Consider the following 17,788-nt stretch of genomic DNA (forward strand, 5'->3'; position numbering starts at 1 on the left):
ACCATGCATCTGACTCTTGACCAGGTTTCGGCCTTCGTACGCCTCCCCCTGCGCTCGCTGCGCCACGAATATCCGAACCACATCATGCACGTCCTCAACAACGCCGGCGACGTGCTCTCGCCGCGCACCCTGCATCCGGTGTTCTACGGCTGCTACGACTGGCATTCGGCGGTGCACGGCTACTGGCTGCTGGCGCGCTGCGCCCGGCTCTATCCGACGCTGCCGCAGCAGGCCGAGATCGCGGCGCTGTTCGAGGAGCATTTCACGGCCGCCAACATGCAGCAGGAACTGGCCTACTTCCAGGCGCCGGGACGGGTTTCTTTCGAGCGCCCCTACGGCTGGGCCTGGATCGTGGCGCTGGCGCAGGAGCTGGATACCTGGCAGCACCCGCAAGCCAAGACCTGGCTCGCCGCCATGGAACCGCTGGTGGCGGAAATCCGCAGCCGCGTGTTCAGCTATTTCGCCAAGCTCAGCTATGCGATCCGGGTCGGCACCCATTACAACAGCGCGTTCGCCCTCAAGCTGATCCTGGATTTCGCCCGCCACCGCAAGGATGCGGAACTGGAAAGCGCCGTGGTCAACTCAGCCTGCCGTTACTTCATGGGCGACAGCAATTACCCGGCGCACTACGAACCGGGCGGCGACGAATTCCTGTCGGCGGCGCTGACGGAAGCCTTGCTGATGAGCGACGTGCTGGAAGCGGATGTGTTCCCCGACTGGTTCGCGCAATATCTGCCCGCGCTGGGCGATATCGAACGCCTGATGAATCCGGCCGACGTCAGCGACCACAGCGATCCCAAGATCGCCCACCTGAACGGCCTGAACCTGAGCCGCGCCTGGTGCATGAAGCGAGTCGCCCGGCGTCTGCCGGAAAGCGATCCGGCAGGCGCCATCCTGAGCGCGGCGGCGCGGCGCCATATCGAAGCCGGCCTGCCGAACGTGGTCAGCGGCGAGTACGCCGGCGAGCACTGGCTGGCGACCTTCGCCATGCTGGCGCTGGAACCGCTCAACTAAGGCCGGCACAACATGACTCAGCCCATCATCCTGCTTACCGGCTTCGAACCGTTCGAGCAGGAACCGCTCAATCCCTCCTGGGAAGCAGTGCGCGCACTCGACGGCTGGCAATGCGAGGGCGCGCGCGTGGTGGCGCGCCAGCTGCCATGCGTGTTCGGCACGGCACTGCAAGCGCTGGATGAACTGCTGGCCGAATGCAAGCCGATGCTGGTGCTGTGCGTCGGCCAGGCCGGCGGCCGCAGCCAGCTGTCGCTGGAGCGGGTCGCGATCAATGTCGACGATGCGCGGATTGCCGACAACGCCGGCCGCCAGCCGATCGACCAGCCGATCTACGGCGACGGCCCGGCCGCCTATTTCTCGACCTTGCCGATCAAGGGCATGGTGAAGGCGATGCGCGCCGCCGGCGCCCCGGCCGAAGTATCGCAAACCGCCGGCACCTTCGTCTGCAACCATGTGTTCTACGGCTTGATGCATCGCCTGGCGCAGCGGGCGCCGGCAGTGCGCGGCGGCTTCCTCCATATCCCGTACATCCCGTCGCAGGCGGCGCGTCATCCGGGCCAGCCGAGCCTGGCGCTGGACACCGTGATCGACGGCTTGCGCGCGGCTCTCCAGAGCGCCATGAGCTTGCAGCAGGATGTGCTTGAGGGCGGCGGCCAGCTGCATTGAATGGCAGCCAGGCAGGCCCGGCGAATTTCCTGAATCCTGGCCGGGCCGATCTTGTATCATAGGCGCAACCGGGGTAGCGCTGATGCGCCCCGATGATCGAGTCTTGCTACAGGAACCCGTATGTCGGAAACTCAAGTCGTCGTCGTCAGTCCGGAAGGCGAGCTGTACGCTGGCAGCGCCGGACTGGTCACCTTGCCGGGCATCGAAGGCTCGCTCGGCATCCTGCCCGGCCACACGCCGTTGCTGACGCGCCTGAAGCCGGGCGCAGTCCACATCACACGGCCGTCGGGCGAAGACGATTTCATCTATGTCGCCGGCGGCTACGCAGAAATCCAGCCGCATTCCGTCACCATCCTGGCCGATACCGCGATCCGCGGCAAAGACCTGGACGAAGCCAAGGCCATGCAGGCGCGGCAACAAGCCGAGGAGCGTCTGCAAAACCTGCATTCGGATATCGATTATGCGCTGGCGCAAGCCGAGCTGGCGCAGGCGACTGCCCAGCTGGCGACGCTGGCGCAAATGCGGCGCGGAAAATAAATCGGCCGAAGCGGCTGGCTTAAGCCGCACGCCTCGTCGCGATCGTCAGCGCGGCTGCGGCCTGTCCTGGCCCGGCCGTCCGCCACCACCCGGAGGCCTGCCGCCTGGCGGCCGTGCCCCGTTACCTGGCGGCTTGGCGCCGCCCGGCGGCGGACGCTGGCCATTCCCGAATGCCGGCCGATGCGGCCGCTGCGGAAAGACGCCTGGCGGCTTCGGCCTTGGCGGCGGCGGTCGCACCACGGGTGGCCGCGGACGATGCGGCCGGTGCGCCCAGTGCGACTGCTGGCCGTACCACGGACGACCGCGATAATACTGGCCCCAATAGCTGCCGATGGAAAACGCGATAATCGGCAGTCCGATCGCACTGCCGTAAGTGATCAGCGGCACCTGGTTGCCCTGGTAGGGATAATTCAGGTTGCGGGCGTAGACCCAGCCGCGATTGCCATCCTGCAAAGTGACGTCGCACCAGCTATAGCCGTTCACGCAACCCGCCACCTGCACCGGCGTGCCCGGCCCCAGCTGGGCCACCAGCGGATAATCGCGCGCCGGGCCGGCGCGCAGATTGACGGGTTTGCTGGTGAAGGCCTGCTGAGCCGTGGCGGCCAGCGGAGCAGCAAGGCAGGCGACGGCAATCAGGGAAATCAGATGGCTGCGGATCATGGGCGGGCTCCTGAAGGTACGGCAATCGATAGCGGCGTCTTGTTCAAGCGTTTTCAAGGATACCCTTAAAAACTTGCGTCACAACAATAAAAATGTGTATTTCCCAAGCCGATCCTATTCTGAACCTGCCAGGCTGCCACGCAACATTTCGATAAACAGGCGCAGTCCGGTAGGCAGCTGGCGCCGGCTCGGGTAGTACAGGAAAAATCCCGGCATCGGCGGACACCAGTCGTCCAGCACCCGCAGCAGGCGGCCTTGCGCGATCCACTCCCTGGCCTGTTCTTCGTACAGATAGCTGAGGCCGATGCCGTCCAGCGCCGCCCGCAGCATCAGCTCATCATCGTTCAGCAGCAAGGGGCCGTCGACCGCCACCGCCAGCGTCTCGCCATCCTTGGCGAATTCCCAGGCATACAGCGCGCCGCTGGGAAAACGGCGGCCGATGCAGGCGTGCTGCTTCAAATCCTGCGGCTGCCGCGGCAAGCCGCGCCGGGCCGCATACATGGGCGCAGCCACCACGATCAGGCGCAGCGGCGGCCCCAGCGGCAGCGCGATCATATCGCGCGCCAGGCTTTCGCCGAAGCGGATGCCGGCATCGAAACCCTGGGCGACGATATCGACCAGGCTGTCGTCGGTCACCACTTCCAGCCGGATCTGCGGATAAGCCGCCAGGAAGCGCGCAAAGATCGGCGCCAGCAGCCAGCGCGCCGCCATGCGCGGGACATTCAGGCGCAGGCTGCCGCGCGGCGTATCGCGGAACTGGTTGACCTGATCCAGCGCCTCGCCGATTTCACGCAGTGCCGGCGCCAGCCGCGCCAGCAGCTGTTCGCCGGCCTCGGTCGGCGTCACGCTGCGGGTGGTGCGGTTGAGCAGGCGCACTCCCAGCCGGCTTTCCAGCGTACGCATGGCATGGCTCAGGGCGGAAGCGGAAACCCCGCATTCCGGCGCCGCCTTGCTAAAGCTGCGATGGCGGGCAACGCTGGCGAAGGCATCCAGTTCATTCAGGTCGGGCTTGTCCATTGATGAATTTCTTTCAGTATTACATCAAATATAACATGGCTTATCGCCAGTAATGGCTCGGAGGATACTGATCCCGTCATCACCAACCAAGGAACAAATCAATGAAAACCCGCACACTTGGCCGCCACGGCCTTGAAGTTTCCGCCATCGGCCTGGGCTGCATGGGCATGAGTTTCGGCTACGGCGCCAGCGACGACGCCAGCTCCATCAAGACCTTGCAGCATGCAGTCGATCTCGGCGTCACCCATTTCGACACCGCCGAACTCTACGGTCCCTATATCAACGAAGAACTGGTCGGGCGCGCCCTCAAGGCAGTGCGCGGCAAGGTCACCATCGCCACCAAGTTCGGCTTCAAGATCCTGCCGGAAAGCAAGGACGTGCAGGGTATGGCGCGCCTGGCCGGCGTCGACAGCCGGCCGCAGCATATACGCGAGGTAGCCGAAGCGTCGCTGCGGCGCCTTGGCGTGGAAACCATCGACCTGCTGTACCAGCACCGGGTCGATCCACAAGTGCCGATCGAAGACGTGGTCGGCGCCATGGCCGACCTGGTGCGCGCCGGCAAGGTGCGCCATCTGGGCTTGTCGGAAATGTCGGCCGCCACCTTGCGCCGCGCCCATGCGGTGCATCCGATCGCCGCGGTGCAGTCGGAATACTCCTTGTGGAGCCGCGACCAGGAACAGGAAATCCTGCCGCTGTGCGCCGAACTGGGCATAGGATTCGTGCCGTACAGCCCGCTGGGCCGCGGTTTCCTGACCGGCAAAATCAGCAGCAATGATCAACTTGCCGCCGACGACTTCCGCCGCATGCTGCCGCGTTTCCAGGAGGGCGCGCTGCAGAGCAACCGCATCCTCCTGCAAGCGCTGACGCCGCTGTCCAACGCACGCGGCTGCACGCCGGCGCAGCTGGCGCTGGCATGGCTGCTGGCGCAAGGCGAACACATCGTGCCGATTCCGGGCGCGCGGCAGATCAAACACCTGGAAGAAAATGCCGCAGCCGCCGACATCGTGCTGCGCGCCGACGAACTGGCCGCCATCCGCGCGGTGCTGGATGAAGACCTGGTGGTCGGCCAGCGTTATGACGCACCTGGGCTGGACCTGATCAATCGCTGATCGCCGCTGGCCGGGCCAGATCCTCGCTGTAAAAGAAAAAAGCCATATCACTCAAAGAGAGATATGGCTTTTCAGCGTTGGTTGCCGGATCAAGGCAAGCCGCCCTGCCCTGCAGCTCGGGGAAAACGAATTACTTGCTGACCACCATGCCGGCGTCATGCGCCTGCTGGTCGGCATGGTAGGAACTGCGCACCATCGCGCCCACCGCCGCGTGCGCAAAGCCCATCTTGTAGGCTTCTTCTTCATACATCTTGAACACGTCAGGATGCACATAGCGGCGCACCGGCAGGTGATTGCCGCTTGGCATCAGGTACTGGCCGATGGTCAGCATGTCGACGTCGTGGGCGCGCATGTCGCGCATCACTTGCAGCACTTCTTCGTCGGTTTCGCCGAGGCCGACCATGATGCCGGACTTGGTCGGGGTGTTCGGATGCAGCGCCTTGAAGCGTTTCAGCAGGTTCAGCGAGTATTCGTAATCGGAGCCGGGACGCGCTTCCTTGTACAGGCGCGGCGCGGTTTCCAGGTTGTGGTTCATGACGTCCGGCGGCGCCAGGTTGAGGATTTCCAGGGCGCGGTCCATGCGGCCGCGGAAGTCCGGCACCAGGATTTCGATGCGGGTGCTGGGCGACAGCGCGCGCACGTAGCGGATGCATTCGGCAAAGTGGCCGGCGCCGCCGTCGCGCAGATCGTCGCGGTCGACGCTGGTGATGACCACGTAGTTCAGTTTCAGCGCGGCGATGGTCTTGGCCAGGTTTTCCGGCTCGTTGACGTCGAGCGGATCGGGACGGCCGTGGCCGACATCGCAGAACGGGCAGCGGCGGGTGCACTTGTCGCCCATGATCATGAAAGTGGCAGTGCCCTTGCCGAAGCATTCGCCGATATTCGGGCAGCTGGCTTCTTCGCACACCGTCACCAGGCTGTTGGCGCGCAGGATGTCCTTGATTTCGTAGAAGCGCGAGGAAGGCGAGGCCGCCTTGACGCGGATCCAGTCCGGCTTTTTCAGGCGCTCGATCGGGATGATCTTGATCGGGATGCGCGCGGTCTTGCTGGCGCCCTTCTGCTTTTCGGATGGATTGTAGCTGGCGGTAGCAACAGCGGCTTCGGTTGGCAGCGACGGCGTGGTTTCTGTGGTCATGGTCTGGTGGAGTCCCGGGGGCGCTCGGTTAAATCGCGCAGTTAAGTGACGTAACTAAGTCACGCAGTTAAGTCACACAGTTAAGTGATTCTATCAAGTGGTCAGCAAGCGCTAACTGCATCTCAGAGAGCGCTATATCAACGCCCAGCGTTTTCATATCGACGGTCTGCAGGCCTTCGTAGCCGCACGGATTGATCCAGGAAAATGGCGTCAGGTCCATGGCGACATTGAGCGATACACCGTGGTAGGTGCAGCCGCTGGCCTTTATTTTCAAGCCAAGCGCGGCGATCTTCGCACCCTGCCAGGCGCCGTCGGCGACATATATCCCGGGCGCGCCGGGCTTGCGTTCACCGGCCAGATTATACGCTGCCAGCGTGTCGATGACCGCCTGCTCGATACTTCGCACGAATTCGCGCACGAAGACGCGGGCGGCGGGACGGCGGCGGCGCAAGTCCAGCAGCAGGTAGATCACCACCTGGCCGGGGCCGTGATAGGTCACTTCGCCGCCGCGGTCGCTCTGGATCACCGGGATTTCGTGCGGCGCCAGCACATGGCTGGGATCCGCGCCCAAACCCAGTGTATACACCGGCGGATGCTCGACTATCCACAGCTGGTCGGGGGTATCGGTGGTGCGGGCGGCAGTGAACGCACGCATCGCTTCAAAGCTGACGGGGTAGGATTCGACGCCGCGCCGGATGATCTGAGGACTGGGCGGGTAATCGGGGGAACGGAGTTGCTGCGCACTGGACATAGGCGCAAGTGTAACGAAAAAAGGCGGCCGGCGTGCAAAAGCGGCTGCACGCCAACGCGCCGCCAGGTCCTCAGGGGGCCAGTAAGGGAGCCAATAAGTCCTCGGGAGATTGCCAGTTTGGCAATCGGCTGATGCGCTGCAGCCAGGCCGCAACACGCGGCGGCGGCACGACTTCGGCGGCATCCGCCCAGAACAGGTAGCCGCACAGGGAAAAATCGGCGATGGTCGGCTGATCATCGATGATGAAAGCACGGCCGTCGGCCAGTTCTGTCTCCAGCTTGGCGATATCGACATCAAAACGGCTCTGCAGCCAGCCGATGGCGCCGGCCGGGTAATCCTGCGGGGCGAAGCTGCGCGCCCAGCGCAGCTGCGGCAAACACATGCCGAGCCGGTTGGCTTCCCAGAACAGCCATTCGCGCACGCGCGCCATGCGCAGCGGCGATTCCGCGCCGAAGCCGCCGCTCAGCTCGGCCAGGTGCATCAAAATAGCGTCGGACTGGATATACGGCACCCCGTTGTGCACCAGCAACGGCACCTCGCCGAACTTGGCGAGGCTGCGGAACGGCTCAGGCCGCAAATGGCGCGGCTGGCCGATATCGATAGACTGGTAAGTATGGGCAAGACCGCTGACCGCCAGCATCAGGCCGACCTTGTAAGCGTGTCCCGAATCGGCGTTGCCGTAGAACGTGATCTGATCCTGCATAGCCGCCATCGGATCAGCAGGCCGCCGGCGTGCCGCGCGGCGTCAGCGGCTTGCTGAAGCCGGCGCGGGCGCTGACTGCCGGCAGGCGGCCAGCCAGCTGTTGTACTTGCACCACGCTGTTGCCCTTGTGGGCTTCGATCACGACATGGCTGTCGGCGGCGACATGCAGGAATTGCCCGGCCGACAACCAGTAGTCGTCGCCCTGGCCGGATACCGTCACCCACACCCGGCCTTGCGTGATTTGCAAGGTTTGCGCCACTGGCGCGATCACCGACAGGGCTTGTCCGGCGCTGATAGTCAAAGACTCGTTAGCTAATAATTTTCTCATGATGCTGCTCCTTGAAACTGCTGGTATATTGATCGCCATATCCTCTTCAAGCGCTTGATATAGCCATTCCTTGTTTCTACAGGGTTATTTTAATCAAGCGAAGAGTGTTAACAAAACGAGTAATTTTCCTCATCCTTGCTAGTTTTTCTCACACAAACCCGGGTCCGTCATGGCCGATCTCAGAAAACTGCCGAATCTCTCCGCCCTGCGCGCCTTTGAAGCCGCTGCCCGCAACGACAGCTTTTCGCGGGCCGCCGAGGAAATCTATGTGACGCCGGGGGCGATCAGCCATCAGATCCGCGCCCTGGAGCAGGAATTGGGCGTGCAGTTGTTCCTGCGCCACGGCAAGCGCATCACCATCACTGAGCAGGGCCAGCGCTTCGCCGCCACCATCCGCAAATCCCTGGGTGAAATCGCGATTGCTGCCGAAACGCTGAAATTCGACGCCAAGCAAAAGCGCCTGACGGTCTCAGCCCTGCCCTCGTTTGCGGCGCGCTGGCTGGCGCCGCGGCTGTGGAAATTCATCGACCTGCATCCCGATACCGAAGTCGTGCTGCAATCGAGCAACCACCTCAATGACCTGGAGCGGGAACCGATCGACGTCGGCCTGCGCTACGGCCTCGGCAACTATCCCGGCCTGGTGGTGGAAAAACTGATGGACGATTTTTATTATCCGGTGGCCAGTCCGCACTACCGCGGCGGCAAGCTGCCGAAAACGCCGCAGGAACTGGAGCAGTGCAGTTTGCTGCGCATGGACACCGAATCTTCCTGGCTGCCCTGGTTCGAGGCGGCGGGAGTGGACCTGGTGGAGCCGAGCGGCGGGCTGCTGATCGAAGACGCTTCGATGCTGCTGCGTTCGGCTTCGGACGGCTTGGGGATAGCGCTGACACGGCACGCGATTGCGCTGCAGGAAATTGCTTCGGGCGAGCTGGTGCGCCTGTTCGACGTCGTGGCGCGCTGCCCCTTATCCTATTATTTCGCCTGCACCAAGGAAGCGATGGACAAGCCGCAGGTGCAGGCTTTTCATCGCTGGCTGACAGCCGAGGTCCGTGCTTTCAAGGCGCAAAGCGAATGGCCCGGGGAGCCCGAGCCCTGATTCCAGTTGGATTTACAGCACCATCTTGACCATCGGATGGGAAGACAGGGCGCGATACAGATTATCCAGCTGCTCACGGTGGATGGCATACACGTTGGCCGTCAGGCCGGTGTAGTTGCCCTTGGAGGATGGCCGCACTTCCAGCTTGTCGATATGGAAAGTAGGATCGTGCTGCAGCACCACGCCGACGATGGTCTCGACGAAAGCATCGTGCGTCGGTCCCATGATCTTGATGGGAAACACGCTGGGATATTCGATCAGGCTTTCTTCCGGAGCGATGGGCTTGGTCAGGTCGGTCATGGTCTTTGCTCTTCAGTGATGTTGCAGACAGGTAGTTTACTCCTAGTGCAGTGTTTCGTAGGTAATGGCGCTTCAGAAATGGTGTATTTTCGTGCCAGGCTAGGCGCAAACCGGAGCGATAGCGGATCTATCGCGAGGATTTGCAACGACGCATGGCGCGAAAAAACGCTGTTTATGAAGTGTCATTACCTGCGAAACACTACACTAACTTATCAACGGCGCGGGATTCTGCAAGAATGGCTTGTGCAAATGAAAACAGGGTGGAAATCTCCACCCTGCAACCATTTTTCCAACTGCCCGAAAGAAACCTGCTGCGTTCAGGCGGCGGCCTTGGCCTGCTGATAAGCCTCGTATAACTGCTTGTATATGGGGCCGGGAACGCCGTTTCCAATAGTCTTGCCGTCAATCGACACCACCGGCAACACTTCCTTGGTGGCCGACGACAGCAGCACCTCGTCCGCGCCGAACACCTCTTCCCGCGCAATCCGGCGCGCCTCGAAAGGAATGCCGCCGGCGGCGCACAGCTCCTCGATCAGGCGATAGCGGATGCCTTCCAGGATCAGGTTGTCCTTGGGCGGCGCCATCAGCTTGCCATGCTTGACGATCCACACATTGGAAGAAGAAGCCTCGGTCAGCCAGCCGTCGCGGAACTGGATCGCTTCCACCACGCCGTGTTCAGCCGCGTTCTGCGCCGCCAATACGTTGCCCAGCAGCGAGATCGACTTGATCTCGCAATGCAGCCAGCGCTGGTCTTCCATCGCCACGCAAGGCACGCCGCTGGCGCGCAAGGCGGCGCTCGGCAGCACCAGCGGATTGGTCATGATGAACACGGTCGGCGTCAGCGGTTCCTTGGGAAAAGCGTGGCCGCGCTTGGCGACGCCGCGGGTGACGTGGATGTAGACCATCTGGTCGTCCGCCGGATGGGCCGCGATCACGCTGTTGATCAGCGCCATCCACTGCGCTTTGTCATGCGGATTTGGAATACTGATCTTGGCCAGGCTGCGAAACAGGCGCGCCAGGTGATGTTCAGAACGGAATAATTTGCGGCCGTAGATAGGAACCACCTCATACACGCCGTCGCCGAAAATGAAGCCGCGGTCCAGCACCGGGATGCGCGCTTCGGACAGCGGGGTCATGCTGCCATTGAGATAGACCAGCGGATCTTGCATGATCGGATTCCTGAAAAAGTAGAGAAATCCATTCTGGCACAGCGACGAGCCGCAGGGTATGCAAAAAAAGTATGCGGGGTGCGCAGGAACCGCCGGCATCCGCCTTCGCCGCAACAGATGATTTTGTGCGGTAGCATGTGCGTAATTCAACTTCGGGGAACGCCAGGCGTTTCTCCTGCCAGCCCGCCATGACCAAGTCCAAGTCGATTACCCGCTGCGCCTGGGCCAATCCCGCCAATCCACGCTATCTGGCCTACCACGACGAAGAATGGGGCCAGCCCTGCCACGACGAAGTGCGCCTGTTCGAAATGCTGAACCTGGAAGGGGCGCAGGCAGGCCTCAGCTGGGAAACCATCCTCAACAAGCGCGAGAACTACTGGCGCGCATTCGACGGCTGGAACGCCAAGAAGATCGCCCGCTACGACCAGGACAAGGTCGCCGCGCTGCTGGCCGACGCCGGCATCGTCCGCAACCGCCTCAAGGTGGCCGCCGCCATCAGCAACGCCCAGGCCTATCTGCGCCTGCAGGCGGAACTGGGCGGGCTCGATCCCTATCTGTGGGCCTTCGTCGATGGCGCACCGATCCAGAACCAGTGGACACTACTGGGCGGCAATCCCGCCAAAACCCCGTTGTCAGACCGGATTTCCAAGGATCTGGCCAAGCGCGGCTTCAAATTCGTCGGTTCCACCATCATTTACGCCTACATGCAAGCGATCGGCATGGTCAACGACCATTGCGTCGAGTGCTTCCGCCACCATGAGGTAAGGGAGTAATTGTGCGCTGAGGTGGTTGCGGGCAATCACACAATCAACGACGACGATGAAAACTGGCCGGCAGGCTTGCTGACGCCGGAGCTGCAAAAGTTCTACAACCCGGAAGGCACGGTCGACGCGACTACCCTGGTCGATTACAACTCAGGCAACGAAGAACGCGGCATCTGCGCGCTTCCCTACCTGCGCGAGCGCGACGGCGCCACGGTCTGGTTCCCGGCCAACATCATCGGCAACCTGTACCTGAGCAATGGCATGTCGGCCGGCAACACCGCTGCCGAAGCACGCACCCAGGCCCTCTCGGAAATCTTCGAACGCGACGTCAAGTTCCGCATCATCAAGGAAGGCCTGTGCCTGCCGGACGTGCCGGAAGAAGTGCTCGCCCGCTATCCGTGCATCGCCGCCGGCATCCGCGAATTGCGCGCCGCCGGTTTCGGCATCCTGGTGAAAGACGCCTCGCTGGACGGCTTTCCTGAGCCGAGTTTCGACCTGGAAGACATCGCCCAGCCGGAAAACCTGGAAATCCATTTCGTCGATTCCAGCGGCATCATCAGCTGGAGCTTCCTGCGCGCCACGCCGGACTTCGCATTCAGCGACTGGAACTTCAGCCACACCACCGCCGAAGACTACGCCTGGTCGGTAGCCGCCATCCACGCCACCGGCCACGATATCTATGTCGCCGATTTCAGCCACCTGGGCGTATACGCCTGCCGCATCCTGGTGCCCGGCATGTCCGACATCTATCCGGTGGAAGACCTGGAATGGGACAACAGCGGCGTCGGCAACGATATCCGCGAACCGATCCTGTACCTGACCGATCTGGACGATGACGAATGCGCCGACCTGCTGGAGAGATTGAATGAACTGGGCCTGGCCGACCAGCGTCCGGTGGCTGCCCTGATCGGCCTCGCCGCCGATGCCGGCTCGCTCTGGAAGGAATTGCGTGTCGGTGAACTGAAAACCCTGCTGGCGCTGGCCATCGGCGATCTCGACGCAGTGCGCGAAGGCTGCGACTGGATCCGCCATTTCAACCAGATCAGCGTTGAACGCCAGCTGGTGTATCGCTGCATCGAAAGCCTGATCGGCCTGGGCGATGCCGCTGCTTATGCAGAGTCGTTGCAACATCTGTATGGCGCGGCGACGCTGCAACAGGCTAAAGCTCTGCTGAGCCGTGAACAACGCTTCTTCGGCCTGAATGCGCCTGGCCTCAACCTGGAAGGCTGTGAAATGCATCAGCGCTTGCTGGCTGCTTATGCCAAGCTGAACGCCGCCAAGCAACAGGCATAACTAACGAACCTCCGGCGGCCAGGATCTGGTTGCCGGAGGTTGCATTATTCTGCCAGTCATCCGATAAGCTGCATACCGGCGCTTTTTGCCGCCTTGCTGTCAAAAGTCATGGTCTGCCTGCAGCTAGCATAAGCCGCCGAACGCTCAATGAGGCAGTCTGCAAAGTCGGCATTCGAGTGTGCATAGACATGCAGCGCCCGCAGGACAATTTCTGCATTCTCGACTTTGAAACTCCTTACTCGCAATAGCTTCTCCAGTATCGACACGGTTTCATCCTTGCTGGCCTGATAGCATCCTTGCATCACCCACACCAGCTCCACCAGCGCGACCAGGCTGACGAATCCCGGATCCGCATCGGACAGCGATTCGATCAGCGCCGTCGCCTTGGGCGACTGCTTAGGATCGTCTTGCGCGATATAGCGCACCAGTACATTGGTATCCAGTCCTATCATCGTTTACCGGCCCCGCGCTGGGCGATAGCCTGATTCATCTGTTCGATGCTGACCGCCGCGGCAGGTTTGCGCAGCATTCCTTTCAGGGATTGCACCGTTTCGGTGGCGGCGACCAATGCATACTGGCCATTCTCGATTTCGACAAACTCGACCCGGCTCCCGGTATCCAGGCCGAGCGCAAGCCGCACCGCGGCAGGTATCGTAATTTGACCTTTGGAGGTCATGGTAGCGGTAGCCATATTGCTCCTTTCCGTTTCATCATTCCTTACATTATAGTAAGGAACATAAAAAATCAAGGCCGCTCCCGCTTCCCGTCCCGGCGTCGTTCTGCTACATTGCCGCCATGCCTAAACTGACCTTAGACCGGATCCTGCAATCGCAGGGTTTCGGCAGCCGAAAATATTGCCGCGAGTTAATTGAAGATGGCGAAGTCGCCATCAACGGCACAGTCGTGACCGACTATAAATCCACGCCCGACACCGACGGCCTGGTGTTCACCCTGTTCGAAGAAGAATGGACCTACCGCGAGCACGTCTATATCGTGCTCAACAAACCCAGCGATATCGAGTGCTCGCGCAAACCCAGCCACCATCCCGGCGTGCTGAGCATCCTGCCGGAGCAATTCAGCTGGCGCGACGTGCAGCCGGTCGGCCGTCTCGACCACGACACCACCGGCCTGCTGCTGATGTCGGACGACGGCAGCTTCATCCACGCCCAGTCCTCGCCCAAGCGCCACGTGCCCAAGCTGTATGTCGCCACCACGCATGAACCTGTGACCGAGGAGCTGGTGCAAAGCCTGCTGGCCGGCGTCAAGCTGCATGATGAGCCGCAAGCCCTGGCGGCCGTCAGCTGCCGCATGCTGGGTACGCATGAAATCGAGATCGTGCTGGAACAGGGTAAATACCATCAGGTCAAGCGCATGCTGGTCGCCGCCGGCAACCATTGCACCGCCTTGCGCCGCACCGCCATCGGCGGCCTGACGCTCGACGCGCTGAAGCTGGAATTGGGAGAATGGTGCTACCTGGAGCCGGAGCACCTGGCCCTGCTGGTGCCGGCTTAGGGTGGTGTGAACAAATAAACAAACAACCGCTATATCGTCAAAAAATGCCGTTTAAAAAAGACGGCATTTTTTTCATATCGCATTGCTAGAATCCATAACTCATAAAAAATCCCCCTCGCTAATGTTATTGGCGAGGGGGATTTTGCGCTAGCTAGTCATGCTATCAATGATTGCTATTTATCGCATACATGCCTAAGCATCGGGCACATTCGTGTCAGATTTTTAGTTCAGTGCGTTTCAAACCCTCTGCGGCCGGCTGCTTATCTAGTGCACACATATGCACCGCCACTGCCTCCGCCCGCTTGCGTATCACCGGGACCAGTACCACCGCTAGAATGGAAGTCACCCGACGTCGTTCCCCATGTGCCGCCAAGGTAATACCAGTAGTTTAAATACTCAGCGCTAACTGACATGCTTGCGAAATCTCCATTTGCCGTCTTAAATGCAGCCAGATCTGCCAAGTTGGCGACCGCACCACCGCCGTAGATGCTGCAGTTGGTATTGGCGGTTGCTTCCGCCGTGGTGCCGTGGTCGCTGAGCATGGTCCAGTAATACCTGGTGCCGGCTTGAATCACCGCACGAACTTGCGTTGGACTGCTTTGGCTACTGCCGTTGATTGTGGCTGTTACGTTGGCAGTGGCATTGGATGTCGCCGTCAAGATGGCGGTCAGGTCGATAGTGGCCTTACCGTTAGCATCTGTGACGGACGTCGCGCCGCTCAAGTTACCCAGATTGCTTGACCAGTTGACTGTAGCACCGCCAATCGGATTGCCTAAGGCATCGGCCACCGTGGCATTCACCGTATTGATTTCCTCGCCAGTTCCCGTGATCTTGGTTTTCGAGGAGGCAATCGCCGTGATGGCGGCAGTCGCTGCATCCGCCACAAAGTTCACCGCTGGGGCATTTTTTGCTGCATTGGCATTGACGGCAGCCGTCACTTGCGACGTACCCACTGCCGCGCCTCTGAGGATGACCGTGGCGCTACCGTTGGCGTCAGTGTTGCTGCTTACGCTCGACAGGGTGCCGAGATTGGTGGACCAGGTCACGCTGATATTGGGCACCAGGTTGCCGTTGGCATCCTTGACGATGGCCGTGAAGGTCGCTGCATCGGTATTGTTGGCAACGACCGTGGTTTTATCGACCGTCAGGTCGCCGCTGCCGATACCGCCGCTGCTGCTGTCTGCCGTGAACGTCACGGCCGGTGCATTGACCGGCGCCGATGCGCCTACCTTGGCCGTCACCTGAGCAACGCCAACAATGGTGCCGGTGAGGCTGATCGTGGCGCGGCCGTTGGCGTCGGTAGAGCTGCTGGCTGCGGACAGATTGCCGCGATCGGTGGCCCAGCTGACGCTGATGTTCGGCACGACGTTGCCGTTGGCGTCCTTGACGACGGCTGTGAAGGTCGCTGCATCGGTATTGTTGGCCACGACCGTGGTTTTATCGACCGTCAGGTCGCCGCTGCCGATGCTGCCGCTGCTGCCGTCTGCCGTGAACGTCACGGCCGGTGCATTGACCGGCGCCGACGCGCCTACCTTGGCCGTGACTTGCGCGATACCGGCAATGGCGCCGGTGAGGCTGATCGTGGCGCGGCCGTTGGCGTCGGTAGAGCTGCTGGCTGCGGACAAGTTGCCGCGATCGGTGGCCCAGCTGACACTGATGTTCGGCACGATGTTGCCATTGGCGTCCTTGACGATAGCCGTGAAGATCGCTGCATCGGTATTGTTGGCAACGACCGTGGTTTTATCGACCGTCAGGTCGCCGCTGCCGATGCCGCCGCTGCTGCTGTCAGCGATGAAATTGACAACGGGCGCATTCACTGCCGCGCCCGCATTTACAGCAGCCGTCACCTGAGCAACGCCAACAATGGTGCCGGTCAAACGGATCGTGGCCAGACCGTTCGCATCGCTGGTGCTGCTGGCCGCGGACAGGTTGCCGCGGTCGGTGGCCCAGCTGACACTGATGTTCGGTACGACGTTGTCATTGGCATCCTTGACGATGACACTGTAGGTGGCCGCATCGGTGTTGTTGGTAATGACCGTGGTTTTATCCACCGTCAGGTCGCCGCCGCCGATGCGGCCGCTGCTGCCGTCAGCGATGAAATTGACAACGGGCGCATTCACTGCCGCGCCGGCATTCACAGCGGTCGTGACCTGAGCAACGCCAACAATGGTGCCGGTGAGGCTGATCGTGGCGCGACCGTTGGCGTCGGTAGGGCTGCTGGCTGCGGACAGGTTGCCGCGATCGGTGGCCCAGCTGACGCTGATGTTCGGCACGATGTTGCCGTTGGCGTCCTTGACGATGGCTGCGAAGGTCGCTGCATCGGTATTGTTGGCCACGACCGTGGTTTTATCCACCGTCAGGTCGCCGCTGCCGATCTGGGCGGTACCGGTGTCGGCCACGAATTGGGCTGCAGCCTGAGCGCTGCTGCCATTGGCTAACGTGGCGTTGACTGTCACAGCTTCCGCCACGGCATCGGTAAAGCGGATAACAACGGCGCCGTTGCCATCGGTGACCGGCGTCAATGAGGAGCCGGCCGCGACCTGCGCCGAACCGCCAAGGGTAAAAGTCACCGGCAAGCCCGCCAGAGGATTGCCGCCGGCATCGGTGACGATGGCGCGGACCTGGTTGGCGGCCGTCTGGTTGGCAATACTGTTGTCCACGGTGACGGTCATCGCATCGTCGGCGATGTGGGCGCTGGCGGCGTCGGCGCCTGTAGTGATAGTGACTGGCGTCAGGGCGACTTCCCGAAAGACCGGGGCGACCACGATGCTGCCGACGCGGGTACCGGCGATCACCACGGCTTCATAGATGCCGGCGGAGGTTTCCTGCAGCGCGGAGATGGTTGCCGGCTGCATCGGCAGGTTTGGCGCGAGCACCTGGCTGTTTTGCAAGGTTTCGGTCAAGGGGGCAAGCAGGTCGGCTGTCATGCCGGCAATGGCGTTATTGTCTTCATCGCGCAGCTCGATCTTGACCACGGCGTTACTCTTGCCATCCGCCGGGATGGCCGTCGGCGTCGCCGTGACGACGCTGTTGCTGGCGCTGACGTCAGGCGCATTGACCCGGACGATGCTCGATGCCGAGCCGGAATTGCCCTTGGTGTCAGTGGCGGTGGCGCTGATCGGATAGACGTTGCTGCCGTCTGTCTGGTAAGCCGGCAGGGTGATCTGGAACTGATTGTTGCCCATATGGTTGACGCTGCCGCCGGCGGCGCTCAGATCGGCATGCTGCCAGTCCATGCGTTGTATGCCGTGCTTGGCCTCAACCGTGTAAGCCAGCGCGAGAGTCTTGTTGCTCTTGCCGACGATTTCTTTCGGCAATTCCAATTTCACCATCTGCTGTTTGCGGTATTCCAAAACGATATTGTTGTTGCGCTCCACCAGGTCGTAACGGCTGCCGGCGACGCTGCGGCGCTGCGCAACCTTGGAAGCGTCGGTCTGGCTGGACCAGGACTGGCCCAGCGCATAGTTGAGCTGTAGGCCGACCCGGGTATCGCCGGCGCCGCCGCCGCGCTTGTGATCAAGACCGAGGGTCAGCATCGGGATCGGCGTGTAGTTCACGCCCAGGGTCCAGGCTTTCGGATTGCTCTGACGGTTGGTGATGCCGGCCAGGCCGACATCGCTGCCGAAATACTGCTCATACATCAGCTTGCCGCCCAGACTGGGCATGGCCGGCAGCCAGGCTTCGGCGCGCAGGTCGAAACCGTTGGCGGGACGTTCGTCGTAGTCGATGACGTC

General features: G+C 61.7%; 19 protein-coding genes. 8 read left to right on the plus strand and 11 right to left on the minus strand.

From position 1 onward, the window contains the following. The first annotated feature begins 3 nt into the window (after positions 1 to 3). The 3 genes from AC07V8_RS16935 to AC07V8_RS16945 all read left to right on the plus strand — a co-directional run bounded on the left by AC07V8_RS16935 (position 4) and on the right by AC07V8_RS16945 (position 2,217). Positions 4 to 1,014, plus strand: coding sequence for a DUF2891 domain-containing protein (locus AC07V8_RS16935; protein WP_494680965.1), 1,011 nt, complete (start codon positions 4 to 6; stop codon positions 1,012 to 1,014). A gap of 12 nt (positions 1,015 to 1,026) precedes the next feature. Continuing rightward, positions 1,027 to 1,680 (plus strand): pyroglutamyl-peptidase I, encoded by a 654-nt coding sequence (gene pcp, locus AC07V8_RS16940; RefSeq protein ID WP_494680964.1) that lies wholly within the window; start codon positions 1,027 to 1,029, stop codon positions 1,678 to 1,680. Positions 1,681 to 1,800: 120 nt separating this feature from the next. Continuing rightward, on the plus strand, positions 1,801 to 2,217 hold the full coding sequence (locus AC07V8_RS16945; protein WP_494680963.1) for a F0F1 ATP synthase subunit epsilon: 417 nt from the start codon (positions 1,801 to 1,803) through the stop codon (positions 2,215 to 2,217). A gap of 45 nt (positions 2,218 to 2,262) precedes the next feature. Here the strand turns inward: AC07V8_RS16945 and AC07V8_RS16950 are convergent, their stop codons facing one another. Both AC07V8_RS16950 and AC07V8_RS16955 read right to left on the minus strand, forming a co-directional pair. After that, positions 2,263 to 2,877 carry an SH3 domain-containing protein gene (locus tag AC07V8_RS16950; protein WP_494680962.1) on the minus strand — a complete coding sequence of 205 codons (615 nt, stop codon included), beginning with the start codon at positions 2,875 to 2,877 and terminating at the stop codon, positions 2,263 to 2,265. Between the two features lie 114 nt (positions 2,878 to 2,991). Beyond that, positions 2,992 to 3,894 carry a LysR family transcriptional regulator gene (locus tag AC07V8_RS16955; RefSeq protein WP_494680961.1) on the minus strand — a complete coding sequence of 301 codons (903 nt, stop codon included), beginning with the start codon at positions 3,892 to 3,894 and terminating at the stop codon, positions 2,992 to 2,994. Between the two features lie 101 nt (positions 3,895 to 3,995). On the opposite strand from AC07V8_RS16955, the gene AC07V8_RS16960 reads away from it, so the two are divergent. Next, on the plus strand, positions 3,996 to 5,003 hold the full coding sequence (locus AC07V8_RS16960; protein ID WP_494680960.1) for an aldo/keto reductase: 1,008 nt from the start codon (positions 3,996 to 3,998) through the stop codon (positions 5,001 to 5,003). Between the two features lie 130 nt (positions 5,004 to 5,133). Here AC07V8_RS16960 and lipA read toward each other — a convergent pair whose 3' ends face one another. The 4 genes from lipA to AC07V8_RS16980 all read right to left on the minus strand — a co-directional run bounded on the left by lipA (position 5,134) and on the right by AC07V8_RS16980 (position 7,920). After that, positions 5,134 to 6,138 carry a lipoyl synthase gene (gene lipA, locus AC07V8_RS16965; RefSeq protein WP_494680959.1) on the minus strand — a complete coding sequence of 335 codons (1,005 nt, stop codon included), beginning with the start codon at positions 6,136 to 6,138 and terminating at the stop codon, positions 5,134 to 5,136. Positions 6,139 to 6,205: 67 nt separating this feature from the next. Then, a complete protein-coding gene (gene lipB / locus AC07V8_RS16970) occupies positions 6,206 to 6,889 on the minus strand; it encodes a lipoyl(octanoyl) transferase LipB (protein WP_494680958.1) in 684 nt (227 codons plus the stop codon). A gap of 70 nt (positions 6,890 to 6,959) precedes the next feature. Next, positions 6,960 to 7,601 carry a glutathione S-transferase family protein gene (locus tag AC07V8_RS16975; protein ID WP_494680957.1) on the minus strand — a complete coding sequence of 214 codons (642 nt, stop codon included), beginning with the start codon at positions 7,599 to 7,601 and terminating at the stop codon, positions 6,960 to 6,962. Positions 7,602 to 7,605: 4 nt separating this feature from the next. Further along, positions 7,606 to 7,920 (minus strand): DUF2917 domain-containing protein, encoded by a 315-nt coding sequence (locus AC07V8_RS16980; RefSeq protein ID WP_494680956.1) that lies wholly within the window; start codon positions 7,918 to 7,920, stop codon positions 7,606 to 7,608. A 169-nt stretch (positions 7,921 to 8,089) separates the two neighbouring features. Between AC07V8_RS16980 and gcvA the strand changes: the two genes are divergently transcribed. Next, on the plus strand, positions 8,090 to 9,016 hold the full coding sequence (gene gcvA / locus AC07V8_RS16985) for a transcriptional regulator GcvA (RefSeq protein ID WP_494680955.1): 927 nt from the start codon (positions 8,090 to 8,092) through the stop codon (positions 9,014 to 9,016). A 12-nt stretch (positions 9,017 to 9,028) separates the two neighbouring features. On the opposite strand, the gene AC07V8_RS16990 is transcribed toward gcvA, so the two are convergent. Both AC07V8_RS16990 and AC07V8_RS16995 read right to left on the minus strand, forming a co-directional pair. Next, entirely contained in the window at positions 9,029 to 9,316 is a 288-nt protein-coding gene (locus AC07V8_RS16990) for a DUF493 family protein (protein WP_494680954.1), read from the minus strand. 317 nt (positions 9,317 to 9,633) lie between these two features. Continuing rightward, complete coding sequence (locus tag AC07V8_RS16995; RefSeq protein WP_494680953.1) at positions 9,634 to 10,485, minus strand: D-amino acid aminotransferase; 852 nt, start codon at positions 10,483 to 10,485, stop codon at positions 9,634 to 9,636. A 188-nt stretch (positions 10,486 to 10,673) separates the two neighbouring features. Between AC07V8_RS16995 and AC07V8_RS17000 the strand changes: the two genes are divergently transcribed. Both AC07V8_RS17000 and AC07V8_RS17005 read left to right on the plus strand, forming a co-directional pair. Then, a complete protein-coding gene (locus AC07V8_RS17000; RefSeq protein WP_494680952.1) occupies positions 10,674 to 11,258 on the plus strand; it encodes a DNA-3-methyladenine glycosylase I in 585 nt (194 codons plus the stop codon). A 12-nt stretch (positions 11,259 to 11,270) separates the two neighbouring features. After that, a complete protein-coding gene (locus AC07V8_RS17005; RefSeq protein ID WP_494680951.1) occupies positions 11,271 to 12,542 on the plus strand; it encodes a YcaO-like family protein in 1,272 nt (423 codons plus the stop codon). A gap of 56 nt (positions 12,543 to 12,598) precedes the next feature. Here the strand turns inward: AC07V8_RS17005 and AC07V8_RS17010 are convergent, their stop codons facing one another. After that, positions 12,599 to 12,994, minus strand: coding sequence for a type II toxin-antitoxin system VapC family toxin (locus AC07V8_RS17010; protein ID WP_494680950.1), 396 nt, complete (start codon positions 12,992 to 12,994; stop codon positions 12,599 to 12,601). Further along, on the minus strand, positions 12,991 to 13,233 hold the full coding sequence (locus AC07V8_RS17015) for an AbrB/MazE/SpoVT family DNA-binding domain-containing protein (protein ID WP_494680949.1): 243 nt from the start codon (positions 13,231 to 13,233) through the stop codon (positions 12,991 to 12,993). The genes AC07V8_RS17010 and AC07V8_RS17015 overlap by 4 nt, the downstream gene beginning before the upstream one ends. A 104-nt stretch (positions 13,234 to 13,337) precedes the next feature. On the opposite strand from AC07V8_RS17015, the gene AC07V8_RS17020 reads away from it, so the two are divergent. Then, on the plus strand, positions 13,338 to 14,054 hold the full coding sequence (locus AC07V8_RS17020; protein WP_494680948.1) for a pseudouridine synthase: 717 nt from the start codon (positions 13,338 to 13,340) through the stop codon (positions 14,052 to 14,054). A gap of 260 nt (positions 14,055 to 14,314) precedes the next feature. Here AC07V8_RS17020 and AC07V8_RS17025 read toward each other — a convergent pair. Next, a partial coding sequence (locus AC07V8_RS17025) for an Ig-like domain-containing protein (RefSeq protein ID WP_494680947.1) occupies positions 14,315 to 17,788 on the minus strand: 3,474 nt, incomplete at its 5' end.

The sequence above is a fragment of the Collimonas sp. GW821-FHT02H07 genome, assembly GCF_059421505.1.